The organism is Bradyrhizobium barranii subsp. barranii (genome assembly GCF_017565645.3).
Classification (GTDB): Bacteria; Pseudomonadota; Alphaproteobacteria; order Rhizobiales; family Xanthobacteraceae; genus Bradyrhizobium; species Bradyrhizobium barranii.
In genome coordinates this window covers 2,911,396-2,929,875 of sequence record NZ_CP086136.1, presented here as the reverse complement: position 1 = coordinate 2,929,875, position 18,480 = coordinate 2,911,396, and the positions used below count along the sequence as shown (strand labels likewise).

Annotated in this window: 15 protein-coding genes and 2 pseudogenes; 9 read left to right on the top strand and 8 right to left on the bottom strand. The window is 66.0% G+C overall.

Features of this window, described 5'->3' with window-relative positions:
• The first annotated feature begins 29 nt into the window (after positions 1–29).
• The 3 genes from J4G43_RS14085 (at position 30) to J4G43_RS14075 (ending at position 1,452) form a co-directional block, all read left to right on the top strand.
• Positions 30–464, top strand: a complete 435-nt coding sequence (locus J4G43_RS14085) for an NUDIX hydrolase (RefSeq protein WP_208085152.1) — start codon at positions 30–32, stop codon at positions 462–464.
• Between the two features lie 47 nt (positions 465–511).
• A complete protein-coding gene (locus J4G43_RS14080) occupies positions 512–889 on the top strand; it encodes a TIGR02301 family protein (RefSeq protein ID WP_011085347.1) in 378 nt (125 codons plus the stop codon).
• 296 nt (positions 890–1,185) lie between these two features.
• Entirely contained in the window at positions 1,186–1,452 is a 267-nt protein-coding gene (locus tag J4G43_RS14075; protein WP_014497305.1) for a hypothetical protein, read from the top strand.
• 196 nt (positions 1,453–1,648) lie between these two features.
• On the opposite strand, the gene J4G43_RS14070 is transcribed toward J4G43_RS14075, so the two are convergent.
• The 5 genes from J4G43_RS14070 to J4G43_RS14050 form a co-directional block, all read right to left on the bottom strand.
• Positions 1,649–1,969 carry a cupredoxin domain-containing protein gene (locus tag J4G43_RS14070; RefSeq protein ID WP_208085151.1) on the bottom strand — a complete coding sequence of 107 codons (321 nt, stop codon included), beginning with the start codon at positions 1,967–1,969 and terminating at the stop codon, positions 1,649–1,651.
• A 10-nt stretch (positions 1,970–1,979) separates the two neighbouring features.
• Positions 1,980–2,513 carry a DUF4142 domain-containing protein gene (locus J4G43_RS14065; RefSeq protein ID WP_208085150.1) on the bottom strand — a complete coding sequence of 178 codons (534 nt, stop codon included), beginning with the start codon at positions 2,511–2,513 and terminating at the stop codon, positions 1,980–1,982.
• Positions 2,514–2,601: 88 nt separating this feature from the next.
• Positions 2,602–3,291: an RNA polymerase sigma factor gene (locus tag J4G43_RS14060; RefSeq protein WP_208085149.1), complete on the bottom strand. Its 690-nt coding sequence runs from the start codon at positions 3,289–3,291 to the stop codon at positions 2,602–2,604.
• Positions 3,292–3,497: 206 nt separating this feature from the next.
• Positions 3,498–4,367 (bottom strand): sulfurtransferase, encoded by an 870-nt coding sequence (locus J4G43_RS14055; protein WP_166350311.1) that lies wholly within the window; start codon positions 4,365–4,367, stop codon positions 3,498–3,500.
• 157 nt (positions 4,368–4,524) lie between these two features.
• Entirely contained in the window at positions 4,525–5,859 is a 1,335-nt protein-coding gene (locus tag J4G43_RS14050) for a dihydroorotase (RefSeq protein WP_014497310.1), read from the bottom strand.
• A gap of 101 nt (positions 5,860–5,960) precedes the next feature.
• On the opposite strand from J4G43_RS14050, the gene ygfZ reads away from it, so the two are divergent.
• From ygfZ to J4G43_RS14020, 6 genes and pseudogenes are all read left to right on the top strand, one after another.
• On the top strand, positions 5,961–6,836 hold the full coding sequence (gene ygfZ / locus J4G43_RS14045; RefSeq protein WP_085402573.1) for a CAF17-like 4Fe-4S cluster assembly/insertion protein YgfZ: 876 nt from the start codon (positions 5,961–5,963) through the stop codon (positions 6,834–6,836).
• The gene (locus tag J4G43_RS14040) at positions 6,833–7,459 is read left to right on the top strand and encodes a DNA-3-methyladenine glycosylase I (RefSeq protein ID WP_208085148.1); all 627 of its coding nucleotides are present in this window, start codon (positions 6,833–6,835) and stop codon (positions 7,457–7,459) included. The genes ygfZ and J4G43_RS14040 overlap by 4 nt, the downstream gene beginning before the upstream one ends.
• Positions 7,456–8,070 (top strand): YfbR-like 5'-deoxynucleotidase, encoded by a 615-nt coding sequence (locus J4G43_RS14035; protein ID WP_208085147.1) that lies wholly within the window; start codon positions 7,456–7,458, stop codon positions 8,068–8,070. Before J4G43_RS14040 ends, J4G43_RS14035 begins: the two co-directional genes overlap by 4 nt.
• 144 nt (positions 8,071–8,214) lie before the next feature.
• A complete protein-coding gene (locus tag J4G43_RS14030) occupies positions 8,215–8,721 on the top strand; it encodes a tyrosine phosphatase family protein (RefSeq protein WP_028152156.1) in 507 nt (168 codons plus the stop codon).
• A gap of 19 nt (positions 8,722–8,740) precedes the next feature.
• A complete protein-coding gene (locus tag J4G43_RS14025) occupies positions 8,741–9,709 on the top strand; it encodes an NUDIX hydrolase (protein ID WP_063985091.1) in 969 nt (322 codons plus the stop codon).
• 51 nt (positions 9,710–9,760) lie between these two features.
• A pseudogene (locus J4G43_RS14020) lies at positions 9,761–12,506 on the top strand (DUF2339 domain-containing protein).
• A 3-nt stretch (positions 12,507–12,509) separates the two neighbouring features.
• Here J4G43_RS14020 and J4G43_RS14015 read toward each other — a convergent pair.
• From J4G43_RS14015 to J4G43_RS14005, 3 genes and pseudogenes are all read right to left on the bottom strand, one after another.
• Positions 12,510–14,198: a methyl-accepting chemotaxis protein gene (locus tag J4G43_RS14015; RefSeq protein WP_208085146.1), complete on the bottom strand. Its 1,689-nt coding sequence runs from the start codon at positions 14,196–14,198 to the stop codon at positions 12,510–12,512.
• A 284-nt stretch (positions 14,199–14,482) separates the two neighbouring features.
• Complete coding sequence (locus J4G43_RS14010) at positions 14,483–16,453, bottom strand: methyl-accepting chemotaxis protein (protein WP_208085145.1); 1,971 nt, start codon at positions 16,451–16,453, stop codon at positions 14,483–14,485.
• Positions 16,454–16,658: 205 nt separating this feature from the next.
• Positions 16,659–18,358 (bottom strand): annotated as a pseudogene (locus J4G43_RS14005) (methyl-accepting chemotaxis protein).
• Positions 18,359–18,480 lie beyond the last annotated feature (122 nt).

Here is an 18,480-nt window from a genome sequence, read left to right as displayed (position 1 = left end):
CCAAGGGCTGTTGAAGGGTTGTTGAAGATATGTCTGCGGTCATCCAGCCCACCCACCCCCAGATCGCGGTCAGCGCCGCCATCTTCCGCGACGGCAAGGTACTTCTGACCCGCCGCGCCCGCTCGCCCGCCAAGGGGTTCTATTCGCTGCCCGGCGGCCGGGTCGAGTTCGGCGAATCGCTGCACCAGGCGCTGACGCGCGAGGTCGACGAGGAGACCGGGCTCGCCATCGAGATCATTGGCCTCGCCGGCTGGCGCGAGGTGTTGCCGACCGCAGCCGGCACCGGCCACTACCTGATCATGTCCTTTGCCGCCCGCTGGGTGGCCAAGGAGCCGGCTCTCAACGAGGAGCTCGACGATTACCGCTGGATCGCCCCGGACGCCCTGGCGAGCCTCGGCGACCTCAAGCTGACCGGGGGGCTGGAGGAGGTCATCCTGTCCGCCGCCCGGCTGATCGGGCCCTGACTGCCCCGTCTTGCGTCCTCCGCCCCGAGGGGGCATACACCCCGCCGATGTCCACGCGATTTCTGGCCATTTTTGCCCTGATTCTCGCCTGCGCCTCCGTGCCCACGAGGGCCCAGGACGTGGCGGCGCCGTTTGACGCCGATTTGCAGCGGCTGGCGGAGATTTTGGGCGGCCTGCACTATCTGCGCGGCATCTGCGGGTCCAACGAGGGCAACAAATGGCGCAGCGAGATGCAGGCGCTGATCGATGCCGAAACCCCCTCGGGCGAGCGCCGCACCCGCATGATCGCCGGCTTCAACCGCGGCTATAACGGCTTCCAGCAGACCTATCGGAGCTGCACGCCGGCCGCGACGGTGGCGATCCGGCGCTATATCGAGGAAGGCTCGAAGATCTCGCGGGATCTCACGGCGCGTTACGCGAACTGATTTCTCTTTCCGTCATTCCGGGGCGCGCGAAGCGCGAGCTACGATGCGCAATTGCGCATCTGAGAATCCATCTGGCCACCAACTCTGACGCACGATGGATTCCGGGCCCGCGCCTGTCGGCGCATCCCGGAATGACGAGAGAGATGAACGCGAACGCGTATCCGGAACCCTGTCATCGACTTTGTTCACAGCCGTTAACCGTTCCTAAAGATGTGGCCTAGCGGGCGTTAATACGCGTGCTACACCTTTGGTACAGCGCATCGCCGTGGATCGCGCCCCAGCCCTGATCGAGTTTCATGAGCCATTCAGTGTCCTACGCCCCCGCCCGCGCGCCGCTGCCCGATCACGAGCAGAAACAGGCCGCGCTGAGCTATCTCAACGAGGCCTGGGCCGAAGCGCGCCATGATGGCGTCGACGGCGACTGCCTGGCGCAGGCGAGCCTGTTTGCGGCATTCGCCGAGCTCGTCGGCACCTACGGCGAGGATGCGGTGGCGAAATTCGTCGAGGGCTTTCCGGGCCGCATCCGCAACGGCGAATTCTCGGTCACTCTCGCAAGGCAGTAAGCTTCTTGCGAAAAATGACCCCGCCGCACGGGCGGGGCCAGTCTACGGATGAATGACTTGGCGAACGGGATCTGGCGAACAGGTTCGCGAAGTCTGCCGCGTTTATCGCACGGAAGCCGCCTCCCCCGGACAAGCATTAGTCTCGCGATGACCGGGAGATATTCCCACTACGATCGGGAATGCACTCCCTCCTCCCTCACGGCGCGACCTTGAGCGTCGCTTTCATGTTGGGATGATAGCGGCAGTAATAATCGACTGTTCCCGCCTTCTTCAGAACAAACGTTGCAGACTTCTTCGGTGGCAGCATCACGTCGAAATCGCCGTTCTTCGCCGTGGCGGTGTGCGCGAACACGTCCTTGTTGATCCATTCGATGGTATCACCGACCTTCGCGGACGTTTCGGCCGGTGAGACCACGAGATTGTCCATTATGATCTGAATGGTCGCGGCGCGCGCCGGGACGACGATCGACAGCAAGACGACCGCAAGCGCGATCGAAGCGAGGTGTCCCAGCTTCATCCCACACCCCCTATTTCAGCTCGGCCGCGACATGCTCGGCGTGCTGCTGATGGCCCTGAAAAATCTTCAGGCCGGTCTGCAACAGGCTCTTGAGCTCGGCATTGCCGGCGGACGGGATGAGCTGGGTTTCCAGCGCGCCGTTGACCGCCTTGTGGTAGGCGACCTCGTTCGCGACATAGGCCTTGTCGAAGGCCGCGCCGCTCAGCTTGTCGAGCTCAGCCAGCTTGTCGCTCGCCTGCTTCGACAGCGCCTTGCTGGTATCGTTGTCTTCAGGCGTAACGTTCAGCTTCTTGACCAGCGCCAGCGCCTGCTTGTTGACCGCCTCGTGGTCGCGCAGCATGTCCTCGGCAAACGCCTTGACGCCCTTGTTCTTGGCCTTTTTCTGCGCCTGCTTGGCCGCGTTGATGTCGATCACGCCCGCGGTGTAGGCGATGTGAGCGATCTGCGGATCGGTGGGCTTGTCGGCTGCGCTCGCGCCTTGCAGCAGCGCCGGGCTCGACAACAGAATTGCCGCGGCGATCGCCGCGCTCCATCGGGTGAACATGTTTGAAACTCCTGTGCTGCCGGACGGTTTGCCGGCGTTGCTTCACAGGCATTGGATGGGATTTTCGCGCAAACGTTCCCGAAAAACTTCAGCCGCCGCTGCCGAGCCGCTTCAGCACGGATACGGTCAGCCGCTCGCAGCGCCACCCGGCGAACGGGAACGCATCCATCATCACCGGACCGATCTCCTTCTCGACGTTCTCGCGCAGCATGGTGCGCGCACGGTGCAGCCGCGTCTTCACGGTCTCGGGCTTGACGCCGAGCAGATCGGCGGTCTCCTCGATGTTCATCCCCTCCATGACGCGCGCGACGAAGACCATGCGGAAGACATCCGGCAGTTCGTCGATTGCGCGTTCGACGACGCGCTGGATTTCACGTTGGGCCATGGTCCTTTCCGGATCGCCTGCGGGAGAAACGGGAAATTTTATGATCTGCGCGTCGAGCGCCTCTTCCGGCAGAGCGCCGAGCTCGACATGCGGCTTGCGGCTTCGCGCCCGGCCAAGCGCCTCGTTGATGGCAATGCGCGACAGCCAGGTCGACAGCCCGGACTCGCCGCGGAAGTCGTCCAGACGGGTAAAGGCCCGGACATAGGTTTCCTGCACCACGTCCTCGGCTTCGCTGTCGCTGCGCAGGATACCGCGCGCAAGACGGTAGAGCCTGCGGTTGTTGGCCTGCATGATCTCGCGCAGCGCGGCCTCGTCACGGCCCCGCGCGCGGTCGACCAGTTCGGCTTCCGATGCTCTGGCGCCGGCGGACAGGCCGGCTGCGGTCCGCTGCATGGTGGTCACCTGTTTCCATTCGTTCCGGACATTGGATGCAGGCCTGCGACTGGAGGGGGAGGGTCGATCGCGCGCAGCGCGAGCGGGGTGGGGTGACAGTCTATACCTTTGAGGCGGTGCCCGAGTGGAGGGATCACCCCACCCCGCTTCGCATTGCGCTTTCGCTCCATGCGAAGCGACCCTCCCCCTCCAGGGGAGGGTAAGAGCTAGTCCGTCTCGATCGGCAGTGCCGGATCCCTCGCCCATTCGCCCATGGAGGCATCGTACAGCGTCAGCTTGTCGTAGCCGAGCTGCGTCAGCATCAAGAGGTCGATCGTCGCCGAGATGCCGCCGCCGCAATAGCAGATCACATTCTTGTCGCGCGTAACGCCCTGGGCCGCGAATTTCGCTTCGGCATCGGCAAGCGTCGTCAGTGTCTTGTCGGCCTTGGCGAGCGTGGCCGCGGGCACGTTGACGCTGCCGGGTACGCGGCCGGGCCGGCCGTAGCGGCTCGGCTCGAGGCCTTGATGAAATTGCGGCCCGAGCGCGTTGACGATCACGGTCGAGGGATCGCCGATCCGCGCCTTCACGGTGGTCTTGTCGACGAAGAAGCCCGCGCGCGGCGCGGCCTTGAAGGTGGTGGCGGGATAGCCCTTCGGCGCGCCCGTCTCGACCGGGCGCCCCTCGTCCTTCCATTTGTCAAAACCGCCGTCGAGCACCTGTGCATCGACACCGAGCGAGCGCAGCATCCACCAGAATCGCGTCGACCACATCATGGTGCCGATGCTGTAGAGCACGATGGTCTTGGATGCGTCAGCGCCGTGGCGACCGAAGGCGGCCTCTAGCTGGGGCACGCCAGCCATCATGAAGAGCTGTTGCGCGGAGGTGTCGGAGAACTCGCCTTGCAGGTCGAGGAAATCGGCGCCGGGGATGTGGCCGGCCGCGAACGTCTTGTCGCCGGGCACCGCGCGATAGGGCACATCGCTACCGGGCGGCACCGGCTCGTTATAGGTCGTGCAGTCGTAGAGGCGGAGGTTGGGATCGCCGAGAATCGCGGCGAGTTGCACAGTGGTGATGAGGGGCGTCGGTTGGGACATCGGACTGCTCTCCCGTTCGAGAGGAAGTGTAGACCTCTCCCCTCGTCATTGCGAGCGCAGCGAAGCAATCCAGACTACCACCGCGGAGGGATTCTGGATTGCTTCGCTGCGCTCGCAATGACGGGTGGGGAGGCACTGTGCGTCCCCACACATCACCTTACTGCTTCAGCGTCTCCAGAAACCGCACCGGCTCGCCCTGCGAGGCCGTCACCAGTTCGCCCTGCCACATCACGCGGCGGCCGCGGATGAAGGTGCCGACGGGCCAGCCTGTGACGCGGACGCCGTCATAGGGGGTCCAGCCGGCTTTGGACGCGACCCATTTGTTGGTGATGGTCTCGCTGCGCTTGAGATCGACGACCGTGAAGTCGGCGTCGTAGCCTGCGGCAATGCGGCCCTTGCAGGCCATGTTGTAGAGACGCGCGGGGCCCGCGCTGGTGAGGTCGACGAAGCGTGCCAGCGACAGCCGGCCGGCGTTGACGTGGTCGAGCATGAGCGGCACCAGCGTTTGCACCCCGGTCATGCCGGAGGGCGAGGCCGGATAGGTCTTCGACTTCTCTTCCAGCGTATGCGGGGCATGGTCGGAGCCGAGCACGTCGATGATGCCTTGCTCGATGCCGCGCCAGATGCCGGCGCGGTGATCGGCCCCGCGCACCGGCGGGTTCATCTGCGCCAGCGTGCCGAGCCGCTCGTAGCATTCGGGTGCGACCAGCGTGAGATGATGCGGCGTCGCCTCGCAGGAAGCGACATCCTTGTGGTCACGCAGGAACTCGATCTCTTCCTTGGTCGAGATGTGCAGCACATGGATGCGCTTGCCGGTCTCGTGCGCGAGCTTGACCAGCCGCTGCGTCGCCATCAGCGCCGCGGTCTCGTCGCGCCAGACCGGATGCGAACGCGGATCGCCCTCGATGCGCAGCGACTTGCGGTCGTTGAGGCGGTATTCGTCTTCGGCGTGGAAGGCGGCGCGGCGGCGAATCACCTGGAAGATGCGGCGCAGGCTCTCGTCGTCCTCCACCAGCAGCGCGCCGGTCGACGAGCCGATGAACACCTTGACGCCCGCACAGCCGGGCGCGCGCTCCAGCACCGGCAGATCCTGCACGTTCTCGCGGGTGCCGCCGATGAAGAAGGCGAAATCGCAATGCATGCGATGATGGGCACGCTTCACCTTGTCAGTGAAGGTGGCCTCCGTCACGGTCAATGGCGACGTGTTCGGCATCTCGAACACGGCGGTGACGCCGCCCATCACGGCGCTGCGCGACCCTGTCTCGAGGTCTTCCTTCTGCTCCAGCCCGGGCTCGCGGAAATGCACCTGGGTGTCCATCACGCCGGGCAGGATGTGGAGGCCCTTGCAGTCGATCACCTCAGCGGCGGAGGCCTGCGACAGCGGGCCCAGCTCCGCGATGCGGCCGTTGGTGATGCCGATATCGCGAACACCCTCGCCGTCCTGGTTGACGACGGTGCCGCCTTTGAGGATCACATCGAAGCGCTGGGTCATGGCTGAAGGCCTCTCTCATCCCCAAGCGCGGAGCTTGAGGTCTTGTCGTTTATGCCTTGCGGGCTTACGTTCCGGAGCAACATGTCGCAAGAGATTTTCACATGAAATCAGCGTTTCTTCCCGACCGGAGCGTGGTCAAGGTCGCGGGCGAGGACGCGCGCAACTTCCTCAACGGCCTGATCACGACCGATCTCGACAGGCTGAAGCCGGGCCTGGGGCGATTCGGTGCGCTGCTGACGCCGCAGGGCAAGATCATCGTGGATTTCCTGATCACAGAGGTGCCCGCAGGCCATGGCGGCGGGTTCCTGATCGACTGTCCGAAGGCGCTGGCCGAGGGCCTCGCCACCAAGCTGAAATTCTACAAGCTGCGCGCCAAGGTCACGGTGGAAAACCTCGATCTCGGTGTGCTCGCGGCCTGGGACGGCCAGCTTGCGGCGCAGCCGGACCTTGCATTCGCCGATCCGCGCAATGATGCGCTCGGCACTCGCATCCTGATCCCCGAAGATCTCAAGCAGAAGCTGTCCGATCTCATCGGCGCCGAGCTGGTCGATGCCTCCGCCTATGAGGCGCATCGTATTGCGCTTGGCGTGCCGCGCGGCGGGCTCGATTTCATGTACAGCGATGCGTTCCCGCACGAGACCAACATGGACCGCCTCGCCGGCGTCGATTTCGACAAGGGCTGCTATGTCGGCCAGGAGGTCGTCTCGCGTATGCAGCATCGCGGCACCGCGCGCACCCGCAGCGTCAAGGTGCTGCTCGATGACCTCTCGCCGGAGGCCGGCGTCAGTGTTATGGCCGGCGACAAGCCGGTCGGCACGATGGGCTCGTCCGCCCAGGGCAAGGGCATCGCGCTGGTGCGCATCGACCGCGTTGCGGACGCGCTCGATGCCGGCCAGCCGCTCACCGCCGGCGGCCTCGCCGTGCGGCTCGCCGAACCCGACGTCGTCCGCATTCCCCTGAAGCAGCCCATCGCATGAGCCGAGCCCCCCGCCTGCATCCCGACGGAAAGACCCGCTGCCCCTGGCCCGGCGAAGACCAGCTCTATGTCGCCTATCACGACACCGAATGGGGCGTGCCGGAATATGACGACCGTGCGCTCTACGAAAAGCTGATCCTCGACGGCTTCCAGGCCGGCCTCTCCTGGATCACGATCCTGCGCAAGCGCGACAATTTCCGCAAAGCCTTCGATGATTTTCAACCGGAGAAGATCGCGCGCTACAACGACAAGAAGGTGCACGCGCTGATGAACGATGCCGGCATCGTGCGCAATCGCGCCAAGATCGACGGCGCGATCCTGAGCGCGAAATCGTATCTCGACATCATGGAGAAGGGCCCGGGCTTCTCGAAGCTGTTGTGGGACTTCATGGACGGCCGGCCCAAGGTCAACAATTTCAAGACCACTGCGAGCGTGCCGGCCTCGACGCCGCTGTCGACGCAGATCTCCAAGGAACTGTCCTCGCGCGGTTTCAAATTCGTCGGTCCGACCATCGTCTACGCCTTCATGGAGGCGACCGGCATGGTCAACGACCATCTCGTCGACTGCCATTGTCACGCGAGCTGCGGCAAGACGCAGCGCAAGCCGCGCCTCAAGGCCAAATGACCGCGAAGAAAACGGCACGCGACGTGGCATCCCGCGCCTGGCAACGCATGTTGTCGGGCCGGCGGCTCGATCTGCTCGATCCCTCTCCGCTCGATGTCGAGATCGCCGACATCGCGCATGGGCTGGCGCGCGTGGCGCGCTGGAACGGGCAGACCACCGGCGCGCACATCTTCTCGGTCGCGCAGCATACGCTTCTGGTGGAGACCGTGATGCGGCACGAGATGCCGCGCGTCGACGAGCGCATGCGGCTCGCCGCCCTGCTGCACGATGCGCCCGAATACGTGATCGGCGACATGATCTCGCCGTTCAAGGCCGTGCTCGACGGCCACTACAAGGCGGTCGAGAAGCGCCTGCTCGGCGCCATCCACATCCGCTTCGGCCTGCCGCCGGCGCTGCCCGAGGAGATCACGCAAGCCATCAAGGCCGCCGATCGCGGTGCGGCCTATCTGGAGGCAACCGAGCTTGCCGGCTTCAGCGAAAGCGAGGCGAAGCGCCTGTTCGGCAGGGACCCCGGCCTCTCCGACAGCATCCGCCGCGACTACCTCACGCCCTGGACCGCGGCGCGGGCCGAGAAGCAGTTTCTGGAGCGGTTCAACGCGGTGTTCGCGTAGCATCATCCCTTCGTAGGGTGGGCAAAGCGAAGCGCGTCCACCAAACTAGCCGCAATGTGCGCGATGCGAAACCGTGGGCACGGCGCGATGCGCCTTTGCCCACCCTACGAGCGCTCGCTATAATCAGCGGCAAAAAGGTCCGCCATGATCCACGTCTGTTCCCTCGCCGCCCTTCCCGAAACCGTCCGCCTCACCAGGGCCAGCCATGTGCTGACCGTCATGGCCAATGTCGAGCAGGTGGCACGTCCGGTGTCGGTGCTGCCGGCCAACCATCTCAAGGTGTCGATGGACGACATCACCGAGGAGATGGACGGCTTCACCGCACCATCCGAAGCTCATATCGACCAGGTACTGAATTTCGTGCGCGGCTGGGACCGCAGCGCGCCGCTGGTGGTGCATTGCTATGCCGGCATCAGCCGCTCCACTGCGAGCGCGTTCGCGGCCGTCTGCGCCCTCAATCCGGATCGCGACGAGATCGAGATCGCCAAGAAGATCCGCGCGGCCTCCCCGATCGCCTCGCCGAACCGCCGCATCGTCGGCCTTGCCGACCGCGCGCTCGGACGCAACGGCCGCATGCTGCGCGCGCTCGACGAGATGGGCCCGGGCGCAATGATGGTCGAGGGCCGCCCCTTCGTGATCGAGCTCGAATGACAACTGCGACATCAGCCGCATGAGCGACACGCAGCTGACGCCGATCGAGATCGGCCTGACCGCGGCGATCGTCGCGATCGAGGATCATGAGCCGCTGATCCTCACCGCGCACAGCAGTGATGGGCTGGCGGGCCTGCCGTTCGGTCCGTTCGATGCGCCCAGCCATCGCACGTTCGAGATCGGCCTGCGCGCCTGGGTCGAGGCGCAGGCGGGCCTGCGGCTCGGCTATGTCGAGCAGCTCTACACGTTCGGCGATCGCGGCCGTCACGCCGAGGCCGGCGACACCGGTGCGCACATGGTGTCGATCGGCTATCTCGCGCTGACGCGCGCGGTGGGCGGCGAGCTCGCAGCGACCGGCGCGAGCTTCGAACCGTGGTATCGCTTCCTCCCCTGGGAAGACTGGCGCGAGGAGCCGCCTGCGATCATCGCCCGCGACATCATTCCGGCGCTGACGCTATGGGCCGAGGAAGAGACGCCGGAGACCACACGCGCGCTGCCGCGCCGGGATCGCGTGCGATTCTATTTCGGTCTCGACGGCGCCCCCTGGGACGAGGAGCGCGTTCTTGACCGCTACGAGCTTTTGTACGAGGCCGGGCTGATCGAGGAGGCGCGGCGCGACGGCCGTCCTGCGGCATTGGCGCGGAAGCAGCTTCCCGCGCTCGGCACCTCCATGCGGTTCGATCACCGCCGGATTCTCGCGACAGCGATCGCGCGGCTGCGTGCAAAACTGAAGTATCGTCCTGTGGTGTTTGAACTTTTGACCGCCGAGTTCACACTCACTGAACTGCAGTACACGGTGGAGGCGATCTCCGGCCGGCACCTGCACAAGCAAAATTTCCGCCGTTTGGTCGAAACCGAAGCCTTGGTCGAACCGACCGGCGTGATGTCGACACAGACCGGCGGACGGCCGGCGGCGCTCTACCGCTTCCGCCGCGACGTGCTCCAAGAACGACCCGCGCCGGGCTTGCGCGTACGCTCCCGGCGCTAGATCCTAGGATTTGCGTGACCGGCCCCTGCCCGCCGGTTGCCTGGAGGCTTCATGTTTGACGGCCCGTTTGACGTCTTTGCGCTGATCATTGCGATCATCGCTGTCCTGATCGCGATCAAGGCTTCCAGCCAGGCGGCCGAGCTGCGCCGCCGGCTGAGCTCGCTCGAAGAGATGTTCTACATGCAGCGGCAGGTGCAGCCGCCGCCGCTGATGCCCGCGCAGGTGCAGGCCGAAGCGCCCGCGACGACGGCCGCCGAGCCGCCGCCGCTCGCGCCCGAAGCCGAGGCAGCACCGCCTCCGCTGGTCACCGAAGAGGTTTCACCGCGGCCGCTCGCAGCGAGCACCGAAGCCGATGCACCGCCGCCCCTCGCGGCGAGCACCGAGGCCGATGCACCGCCGCCGCTGCCCGCGCCGGCACCTGATATTAGAGAGCCTGGCTTCGAGGAGCGGCTCGGCACGCGCTGGGTGGTCTGGATCGGCGGCCTTGCGCTCGCGCTCGGCGGCTTCTTCATGGTGCGCTATTCGATCGAGGCTGGCCTCGTCGGCCCCGGCGTGCGCGTGTTCCTCGGCAGCCGCGCTGCTGGGCGCCGGCGAATGGTCGCGGCGCAAGGAGAGCATCTCCAACATCGCGGCGCTGCCGATCGCCAACATCCCCGCGATCCTCACCGCGGCCGGAACGGCGGTGGCGTTCGCGACCATCTACGCGGCCTATGCGCTCTATGGCTTCCTCATGCCCGCCACCGCGTTCGTGCTGCTCGGCATCGTTGCGATGGGCACGCTCGCCGCGGCACTGTTGCATGGGCCCGCACTCGCGGGCCTCGGCGTGGTCGGCGCGTTCGTGACGCCGATCCTCGTCTCCAGCGGCAAGCCGGATTATTGGGCGCTCTATATTTATCTTGCGATCGTCACCGCCGCGAGCTTCGGCCTCGCGCGCATCCGGCTGTGGCGCTGGCTCGCGGTGACGACGATCGCCTTCGCCGTGCTCTGGATCTTCCCGGGGCTCGATACCAGCGAGCTGCAGGTCGCGCCGCACGCCTTCCATGCAATCGCGGGCTTCGTGCTTGCCGCTCTGCTCGTGGTCTGCGGCTTCATGTTCGGCCCGACCATCGAGGACGGCGAGATCGAGCCGGTGTCGTCGAGCTCGCTCGGCGCCTATCTGTTCGGCGCGATGCTGATCGTGCTGTCGAGCGCGCATGCGGACCTTGCGCTGATCGCCTTCACGCTGCTCGTTGGTGCGACGCTGTTCGTCGCCTGGCGCGCGCCGGCGGCAACGGGCGCGCTGGGCGCGGCCGCAGCGACCGTCTTCATCGTGTTCGCCGAATGGGCGGTGCGCGCCAATCCCGACATGCTGGTGCTGCCGAGCGGCCCGATGCCCGGCGTTGGACCGGTCGCCACCGACAGCTCGGTGACGCTGCATCTGGTGATGGCCGCAATCTTCGCTGCCGGCTTCGGCATCGCGGGCTTTCTCGCGCAGGGCCGCTCGAGCTCGGCGGTCATTCCGGTGGTGTGGTCGGCGGCAGCCGTTGCGACGCCGATCGCGATCCTCGTTGCGCTCTACGCGCGCATCGCCCATCTCGACCGCTCGATCCCGTTCGCGATCCTCGCGGTGCTGCTCGCCGCCGCCTTTGGCGCTGCGACCGAAGCGCTGGCGCGCCGCGAAGATCGGCCGGGTACTGCGACCTCCGTCGCGCTGTTCGCGACCGGCACGCTCGGCGCGCTGGCGCTGGCGCTGACCTTCGCCCTCGAAAAGGGCTGGCTCACCATCGCGCTGGCGCTGATGTCGCTCGGCACGGCCTGGATCTCGCTGCAGCGGCCGATCCCGGTCCTGCGCCGGCTCGCCGCCATCTTTGCCGCGATCGTGACCGCGCGCATCGGCTATGATCCGCGCATCGTCGGCGATGCCGTCGGCACCACACCGATCTTCAACTGGCTGTTGTGGGGCTACGGCCTGCCGGCGGCCTCGTTCTGGGGCGCGAGCATCTTCCTGCGCCGCCGCGGTGACGATCCGCCGCTGCGCATCGTGGAGGCCGCCGCGATCCTGTTCACCGCACTGCTCGCCTTCATGGAGATCCGCCATCTTGCCACTAGCGGCCGCATGACGCCGCCGCCCTCGCTGCTCGAATTTGGACTGCAAGTCTGCGTCGCGCTCGCCATGGCGATCGGGCTGGAGCGGCTGCGGCTGAGGAGCCACAGCATCGTTCACAATGTCGGCGCGGTCGCGCTCACCGCGATCGCCGGGCTCATCAGCGTATTCGGCCTGCTGATCCTGGAGAATCCGTGGCTGCTCTCCAGCGTCGATGTCGGCGGTCTCGTCTTCAACCTGCTGCTGCTCGGCTACGCTCTCCCGGCGGTACTGATGCTGCTGCTGTCCTATGCGGTGGCAGGGCATCGCCCCGTCGCCTATGCGAACACGATTGCCGGCGCTGCGCTGGTGTTCGCGCTCACCTATTTGACGCTGGAGATCCGCCGCTTCTATCACGGCCCGGTCCTGCTCTACGGCGCCACCACGGGCGCGGAGCAATACACCTATTCGATCGGCTGGCTCGGCTTCGGCGTGGTGCTGCTCGGCGTCGGCATTCTCGTCAACTCCGAGCGGGCACGGCTGGCGTCGGCCGCGGTGATCGCGCTGACGATCCTGAAGGCCTTCGTGATCGACATGTCGACGCTGACAGGCGTCTACCGCGCGCTGTCGTTCATGTGCCTCGGCATCGTGCTGGTCGCGATCGGCTGGCTCTACCAGCGCATCCTGTTCCGGCGGCAGGTCGCACCGCCGCCGGCTCCGCAGGCGAGCACTTGAGGATCAGGCCGCGCGGACCGACTCCAGGAACTGCGCGACCTCGACTTTGAGCCGCGTGCTGTCGGTCGCCAGCGATTTGGCCGCCGACAGCACCTCCGTCGACGCCGAGCCGGTCTCGATCGCACCACGCTGCACGTCCGTGATGTTCATCGAGACCTCCTGCGTACCGACCGAAGCCTGCTGCACGTTGCGCGAGATCTCCTGCGTGGCCGCGCCCTGTTCCTCGACGGCGGCTGCGATGGCCGCCGCCACCTCGGACAGCCGCTCGATGGTGCCGCCGATCTCCTGGATGGCGCTGACGGATTCCTGGGTCGCAGCCTGGATCCCGGAGACCTGGGCCCCGATCTCGCCGGTCGCTTTCGCGGTCTGCTCGGCCAGCGCCTTGACCTCGGAGGCGACGACCGCGAAGCCGCGGCCGGCTTCACCGGCACGCGCCGCCTCGATGGTGGCGTTGAGCGCCAGCAGGTTGGTCTGACCGGCGATGGTGTTGATCAGCTCGACCACGTCGCCGATACGCGATGCCGCCTGCGACAGCGCGTTGACGCGGTCGTTGGTCCGCGTGGCCTGCTCGACGGCCTCCGCGGCCATCCGCGCCGAATCCTGCACGCGGCGGCTGATCTCGGTGATGGAGGACGACAGCTCCTCCGATGCGGACGCAACCGCCTGGACGTTGGTCGAGGCTTCCTCGGACGCCGCGGCGACCACGGTCGCAAGCTCCTGCCCGCGCTGCGCGGTGCTGCTCAGCGTGGTCGCGGAGGCCTCGAGCTCGGTCGAGGCCGACGACACGGTGCCGACGACCTCGCCGATCATGGCCTCGAACTTGCGGGTGATGGCGTCGACGCGGCGGCCGCGTTCGATCTTGGCCTCGGCGTCGGCCGCAGCGACTTCGTCGGCGGCCTTCTTGGCGATCAACGCCTCCTTGAAGATCTGGAGCGCATCCGCCATCGAGCCGATCTCGGTCTTCTCGCCGCGATGCGGCACCTCGGCGGAGAGGTCGCCTTCGCCAAGCGACTGCATCGGATGGATGATCGAGGCAATCCCGCGAGACACGTCACGCACGAGATAATAGGCGGCACCGATCGCGATCACGACCGAGAACACGATGATGCCGACCAGCACGCGGAAGATCGTGGCGTAGCTGTCGGCCGCCTGCTTCGTCTCCAGCTCGGCGCCCCGGTTGTTCATCTCGATGCCCTTCTGGTGCAGCGGATCGGCGGCCTGGGCCATCTTCGCGACCTTGGTCTGCAACAGCTCGTTGGCATCGGTCGGGAAGCGACCGACGCCTTTGCGCGACAGCGCCATGACGTCCTGCACCCCGTTCAGGTACTCGGCCCATGCCTTGCTCCACTGCTCATAGAGCGAACGCTCCTCGGCCGAGGTGATCAGCGGCTCGTAGACCTTGCGGGTCTGGTCGATGCGCGCCTGCAGCGAGGCGAGGCGCTTCTCGGCGGCTTCCTTGCCCTCGGCGGTGTCCTGCATCAGGTGCAGGCGCAGCGCGACGCGCAGCTCGTTGATGTCGGCGCGAAGCGAGCCGAGCGCACGCACGCTCGGCAGCCAGCTCTCGGCTATCTCGACGGTGTGGGAATTGATACTCTGCATGGTGCCGATCGCCATCACGCCGACGCCGGCGAGCGACAGCACGAGGACCGACAACACGGTCAGAAGCTTGAACACGATCGACAACTTCGACATCACAGCAAATCCCGATGAGACCTAGCAACGCGCAAATCACCTGCGCCGCCATCGTCACGACGGACGACAGGGCGGAAGTCAGTTCAACAATGCTGGCTGATTTTTATCCCGTAAGATTGCGCTCATAGTTGCAAACAGGCGTTAACAGGAACCTACGTGAAACTACGGAATTCGCTGTCGCCGCCGTTATATGTTCCGCAATTATTGGTTGCAGCGCAGCAGACATCGCGCGACGCCACACTGGCGCACCGCGATGCGCGGCTCGAACGGGGCAACTGACGACCTCAGGCCGCCCGGACCGACTCCAGGAAGCGCGCGACCTCGCTCTTCAGCCGGTTGCTCTCCTGAGACAGCGATTGTGCTGCCGAATGCACCTGGGCCGACGCAGCCCCGGTCTCGCCTGCACCGCGCTGAACGTTGCCGATATTGGCGGAGACCTCCGAGGTGCCGTGCGCGGCATGCTGGATGTTGCGGGAGATCTCCTGCGTCGCGGCGCCCTGCTCCTCCACCGCTGCGGCGATGGCCGAGGAAATTTCCGACATCCGCGCGATGGTGTCGCCGATCTCCTTGATCGCGCCGACCGAATCCTGCGTCGCGGTCTGGATCGCTCCGATGTGCTGGCCGATCTCGCCGGTGGCCTTCGCGGTCTGCTCGGCGAGCGCCTTCACTTCGGTCGCGACCACCGCAAAGCCCTTGCCGGCCTCGCCCGCACGTGCCGCCTCGATCGTGGCATTCAGCGCCAGCAGATTGGTCTGGCTGGCGATCGTGTTGATCAGCTCGACCACGTCGCCGATACGCCCTGCCGCCTTGGTCAGCTCCGCGACGCGCGCGTTGGTGCGCTGGGCCTGCTCCACCGCGACGTCGGCGACGCGAGCCGATTCCTGCACCTGGCGGCTGATCTCCGAGATCGATGTGGTCATCTCCTCGCTCGCGGACGACACCGACTGCACGTTCGCGGACGCCTCCTCCGAGGCCGCCGCCACCGCCGTGGCAAGCCCGTTACCGCGCTCGGCGGCCTGGGTCAGCGTGTTGGAGGACGCCTCGAGCTCGGTTGCTGCCGACGACACCGTGTCGATGATCTCGCCAACTGCGCCTTCAAACCCGTCGGCGAGGCGCTGCATGTCCGCCTTGCGCCGTTCGCGCCCGCGCGCGTCAGCCTCGGCCTGCTCCGCACGCAGCCGCTCGGCCTCCGCCATGTTGGTCCTGAACACCTCGACCGCACCGGCCATCTCGCCGATCTCGTCCTTGCGCCCAACGCCGGGGACGGCAATCGAAAGCTCGCCGCGTGCGAGCCGCGTCATCGCACCGACCATGCCGGACAATGCCTTCGAGATCGAGCGTCCCAGGACGAAGCCGACCACGGCGAGCACGACGACAGTGACGGCGAAAGCAATCATCATCCACAGGCGTACGGCATCGCGCGTTGCGGCCTCCGCGGCGTCGGCCTGCTTGTACATGGCGTCGACGGCGGTCCGCACCTCGACCATGGAGGGTTCGAGCTCGCGGAATGTCTTCATCATGCTCGCGTCCAGCGCGGCGCTCTGCTGCGCGGTCTCGGCCCAGGCCGCGAACTCGGACTGGTATTTCTGGAGCTTGGCCGTGATGTCGTTCATCACCGCCGTCGGGACTGCGACCACCTCGATCGCCTTGGAGAATTCGACCCCGGCCTTCTTCACTTCGGCAATGTATTTGGGGTCGCGCCGCAGCATGAAGTCCTTCTCGTGCCGGCGCATCATCAGCATCCAGCTCGTCGTCCTGGGATCGTCGATCTCCTTGAGCTTCACCTCGATGTCGTGCACGGCGGCGCGGAGCGAGCCGGACAGGCCAAGCGTCTCGTTCAGCCCGAGTCTGGTCTCGGCCACGACGAGCGCCTTGAAATGCTCGGCATAGCGTTTGAAGCCGTCATGCGCCTGCCTGGTCTTGTCGGACAGCGCGCTCATGCCGCCGGCCGCCATCAACCGCTCGACCTCGTCGAAATCGCGGTTGATCGGTCCCATCAGCTCGGCATGCGCCTTGGCGTAGCTTTCGTTGCGGCGCTGCTGAAAATTCTTCTCGTTGCGGCGCGCCTCCAGCATCTCGATCGTGAGCTGCTTGTTGAGGTCAGCGATCGCGCGGGCGCGGTTGGCAACGGTGCGGGAGGCGTCCTGAGAGAGGCTGCCGATCTCGTAGATCGCGCCGAAGACGACGAGACCGACAAGGCCGAAGAGTCCGATCGCCATGACCTTGTGGGTGAGGCGAATGGAGAAGCCGCTCATTGAATGTGCTCCGATACGTTCGATACGCAATACAGGGAGGGCGACTCGGCACCCGAATATTGCGAGATCATGACTGCATCGGTTTTCCGGAAGGTTAACCGTGCAGACCTTCTCACCGCGGCATCGGCTGCGGACGCATGCGAACCGCCACGCGTCCTCGCGCGGCGGTTGCAATCGGCGGACGATGGGGTGAGGACGGCCGCCCTCAGGCGGCGCGCACCGTGGTGAGGAACTTGCCGACCTCGAGCTTGAGGCGGTTGCTGTCGCCGGACAGCGACTGCGCAGCCGAAAGCACCTGCGACGACGCCGAGCCGGTCTCGCTCGCGCCGCGCTGCACATCGGTGATGTTGGACGACACTTGATGGGTGCCTTCCGCCGCCTGCTGCACGTTGCGGGAGATTTCCTGCGTCGCGGCGCCCTGCTCCTCCACCGCCGCCGCGATCGCCGACGAGATCTCCGACAGGCGTTCGATGGTGTCGCTGATGTCCTTGATGGCGCCGACCGATTCCTGGGTAGCAGACTGGATGCCGGAAATCTGCTGGCCGATCTCGCCGGTCGCCTTCGCGGTCTGCTCGGCAAGCGCCTTCACTTCGGAAGCGACGACGGCGAAGCCACGGCCAGCTTCACCGGCACGTGCAGCCTCGATCGTGGCGTTGAGCGCCAGCAGGTTGGTCTGGCCGGCGATGGTGTTGATCAGCTCGACGACGTCGCCGATCCGCGTTGCCGCCTTCGACAGTTCGCTGACACGTTCGGTCGTGGTGCGGGCCTGGCCGACGGCTTCGTTCGCCACGCGCGCGGATTCCTGCACCTGGCGGCTGATCTCGGTGATCGAGGACGACAACTCCTCGGTCGCCGAGGCCACCGACTGCACGTTGGTGGAGGCTTCCTCAGAGGCCGAAGCGACCACGGTCGCGAGTTGCTGCGCGTGCTCCGCGGTCGAGGTCAGCGTCGTCGCGGAAGCCTCGAGCTCGGTCGAGGCCGAGCTCACGGTCTCGATCACCTCGCCGACAGCGGTTTCAAACTGGTCGGCAAGCCGGAGCATGTCCTGGCGACGCTGCGCCGCGCTGCGCTGCTCCATCTCCTTCTGCTCGGCTTCCATCCGGATCTTGGCAAGGCCGTTCTCCCGGAACACTTCCGCGGTCTTGGCGACTTCGCCGACCTCGTCCTTGCGATCAAGGCCGGCGATCTCGACCTGATAGCGGCCGGCGGCAAGCTCCTGGAGCACACCGACGATCATGCGGATCGGTTGCCGTACTGACCGATGATGAAGCCCAACGCGCCGCCGATGATGACACCGAGGCCTGCGAGGATGATCAGGAAGCGTGACGTCGATTCATACTGCTCGCGCGCTTCCTTGCTCTTCTCCTCGACGCGCGTATTCAGCCGATCGGCGAGTTCGCGGATCTTGCCTTGAAGGTTCTCCGCAGCGGTCCTGCTCTTCATCGCGATGTCGCGCAGCTTGTCTGCGCTGTCGCTGAGCTTCGCCGACTTCTCGGCATCGACGGCCGCGAGCGTCGTGTCCATCTGGCTCTTGTAGGCCGAGAACGCCTCGCGCACGCCCGGGAGCAGCGTCTTGGCCTTCTCGTCCGGGGTCTGGCTGACCTCGTCGAAACGCTCCTGATACTGCTTGAGCTGGGCGTTGATGACATCACGCGCGGCGAGGCGATTGTCGTCACGCGGATCAAGCGCACTGCGGAATTCAGCGCGGTTCAGCGCGATGACGTTCTGGTTGGCGCGCGCGGCGAGCAAGGCCCGCTTGGCCGCGGTCGACATCACGTCGGCCTTTTCGCTGAGATCGCTAAGGGCGGAGACGCCAATCCAGGCGATCGCGGCACCGATCCCGCACAGCAGGAGGACGATCCCGAGGATCTTGCTCAGGATGCGGAAGCGGCCGAGAAAATGCATGACTGGAACCCTTCATGGACGTTGCCGCTCAAGCGGCTGAATTCCCATGAACCTCGTCCAAAACCATTCCGCTTCCCTTAACCACGTTTGCCGTAGAAACACGGAGCTTTCACCGCGATCGA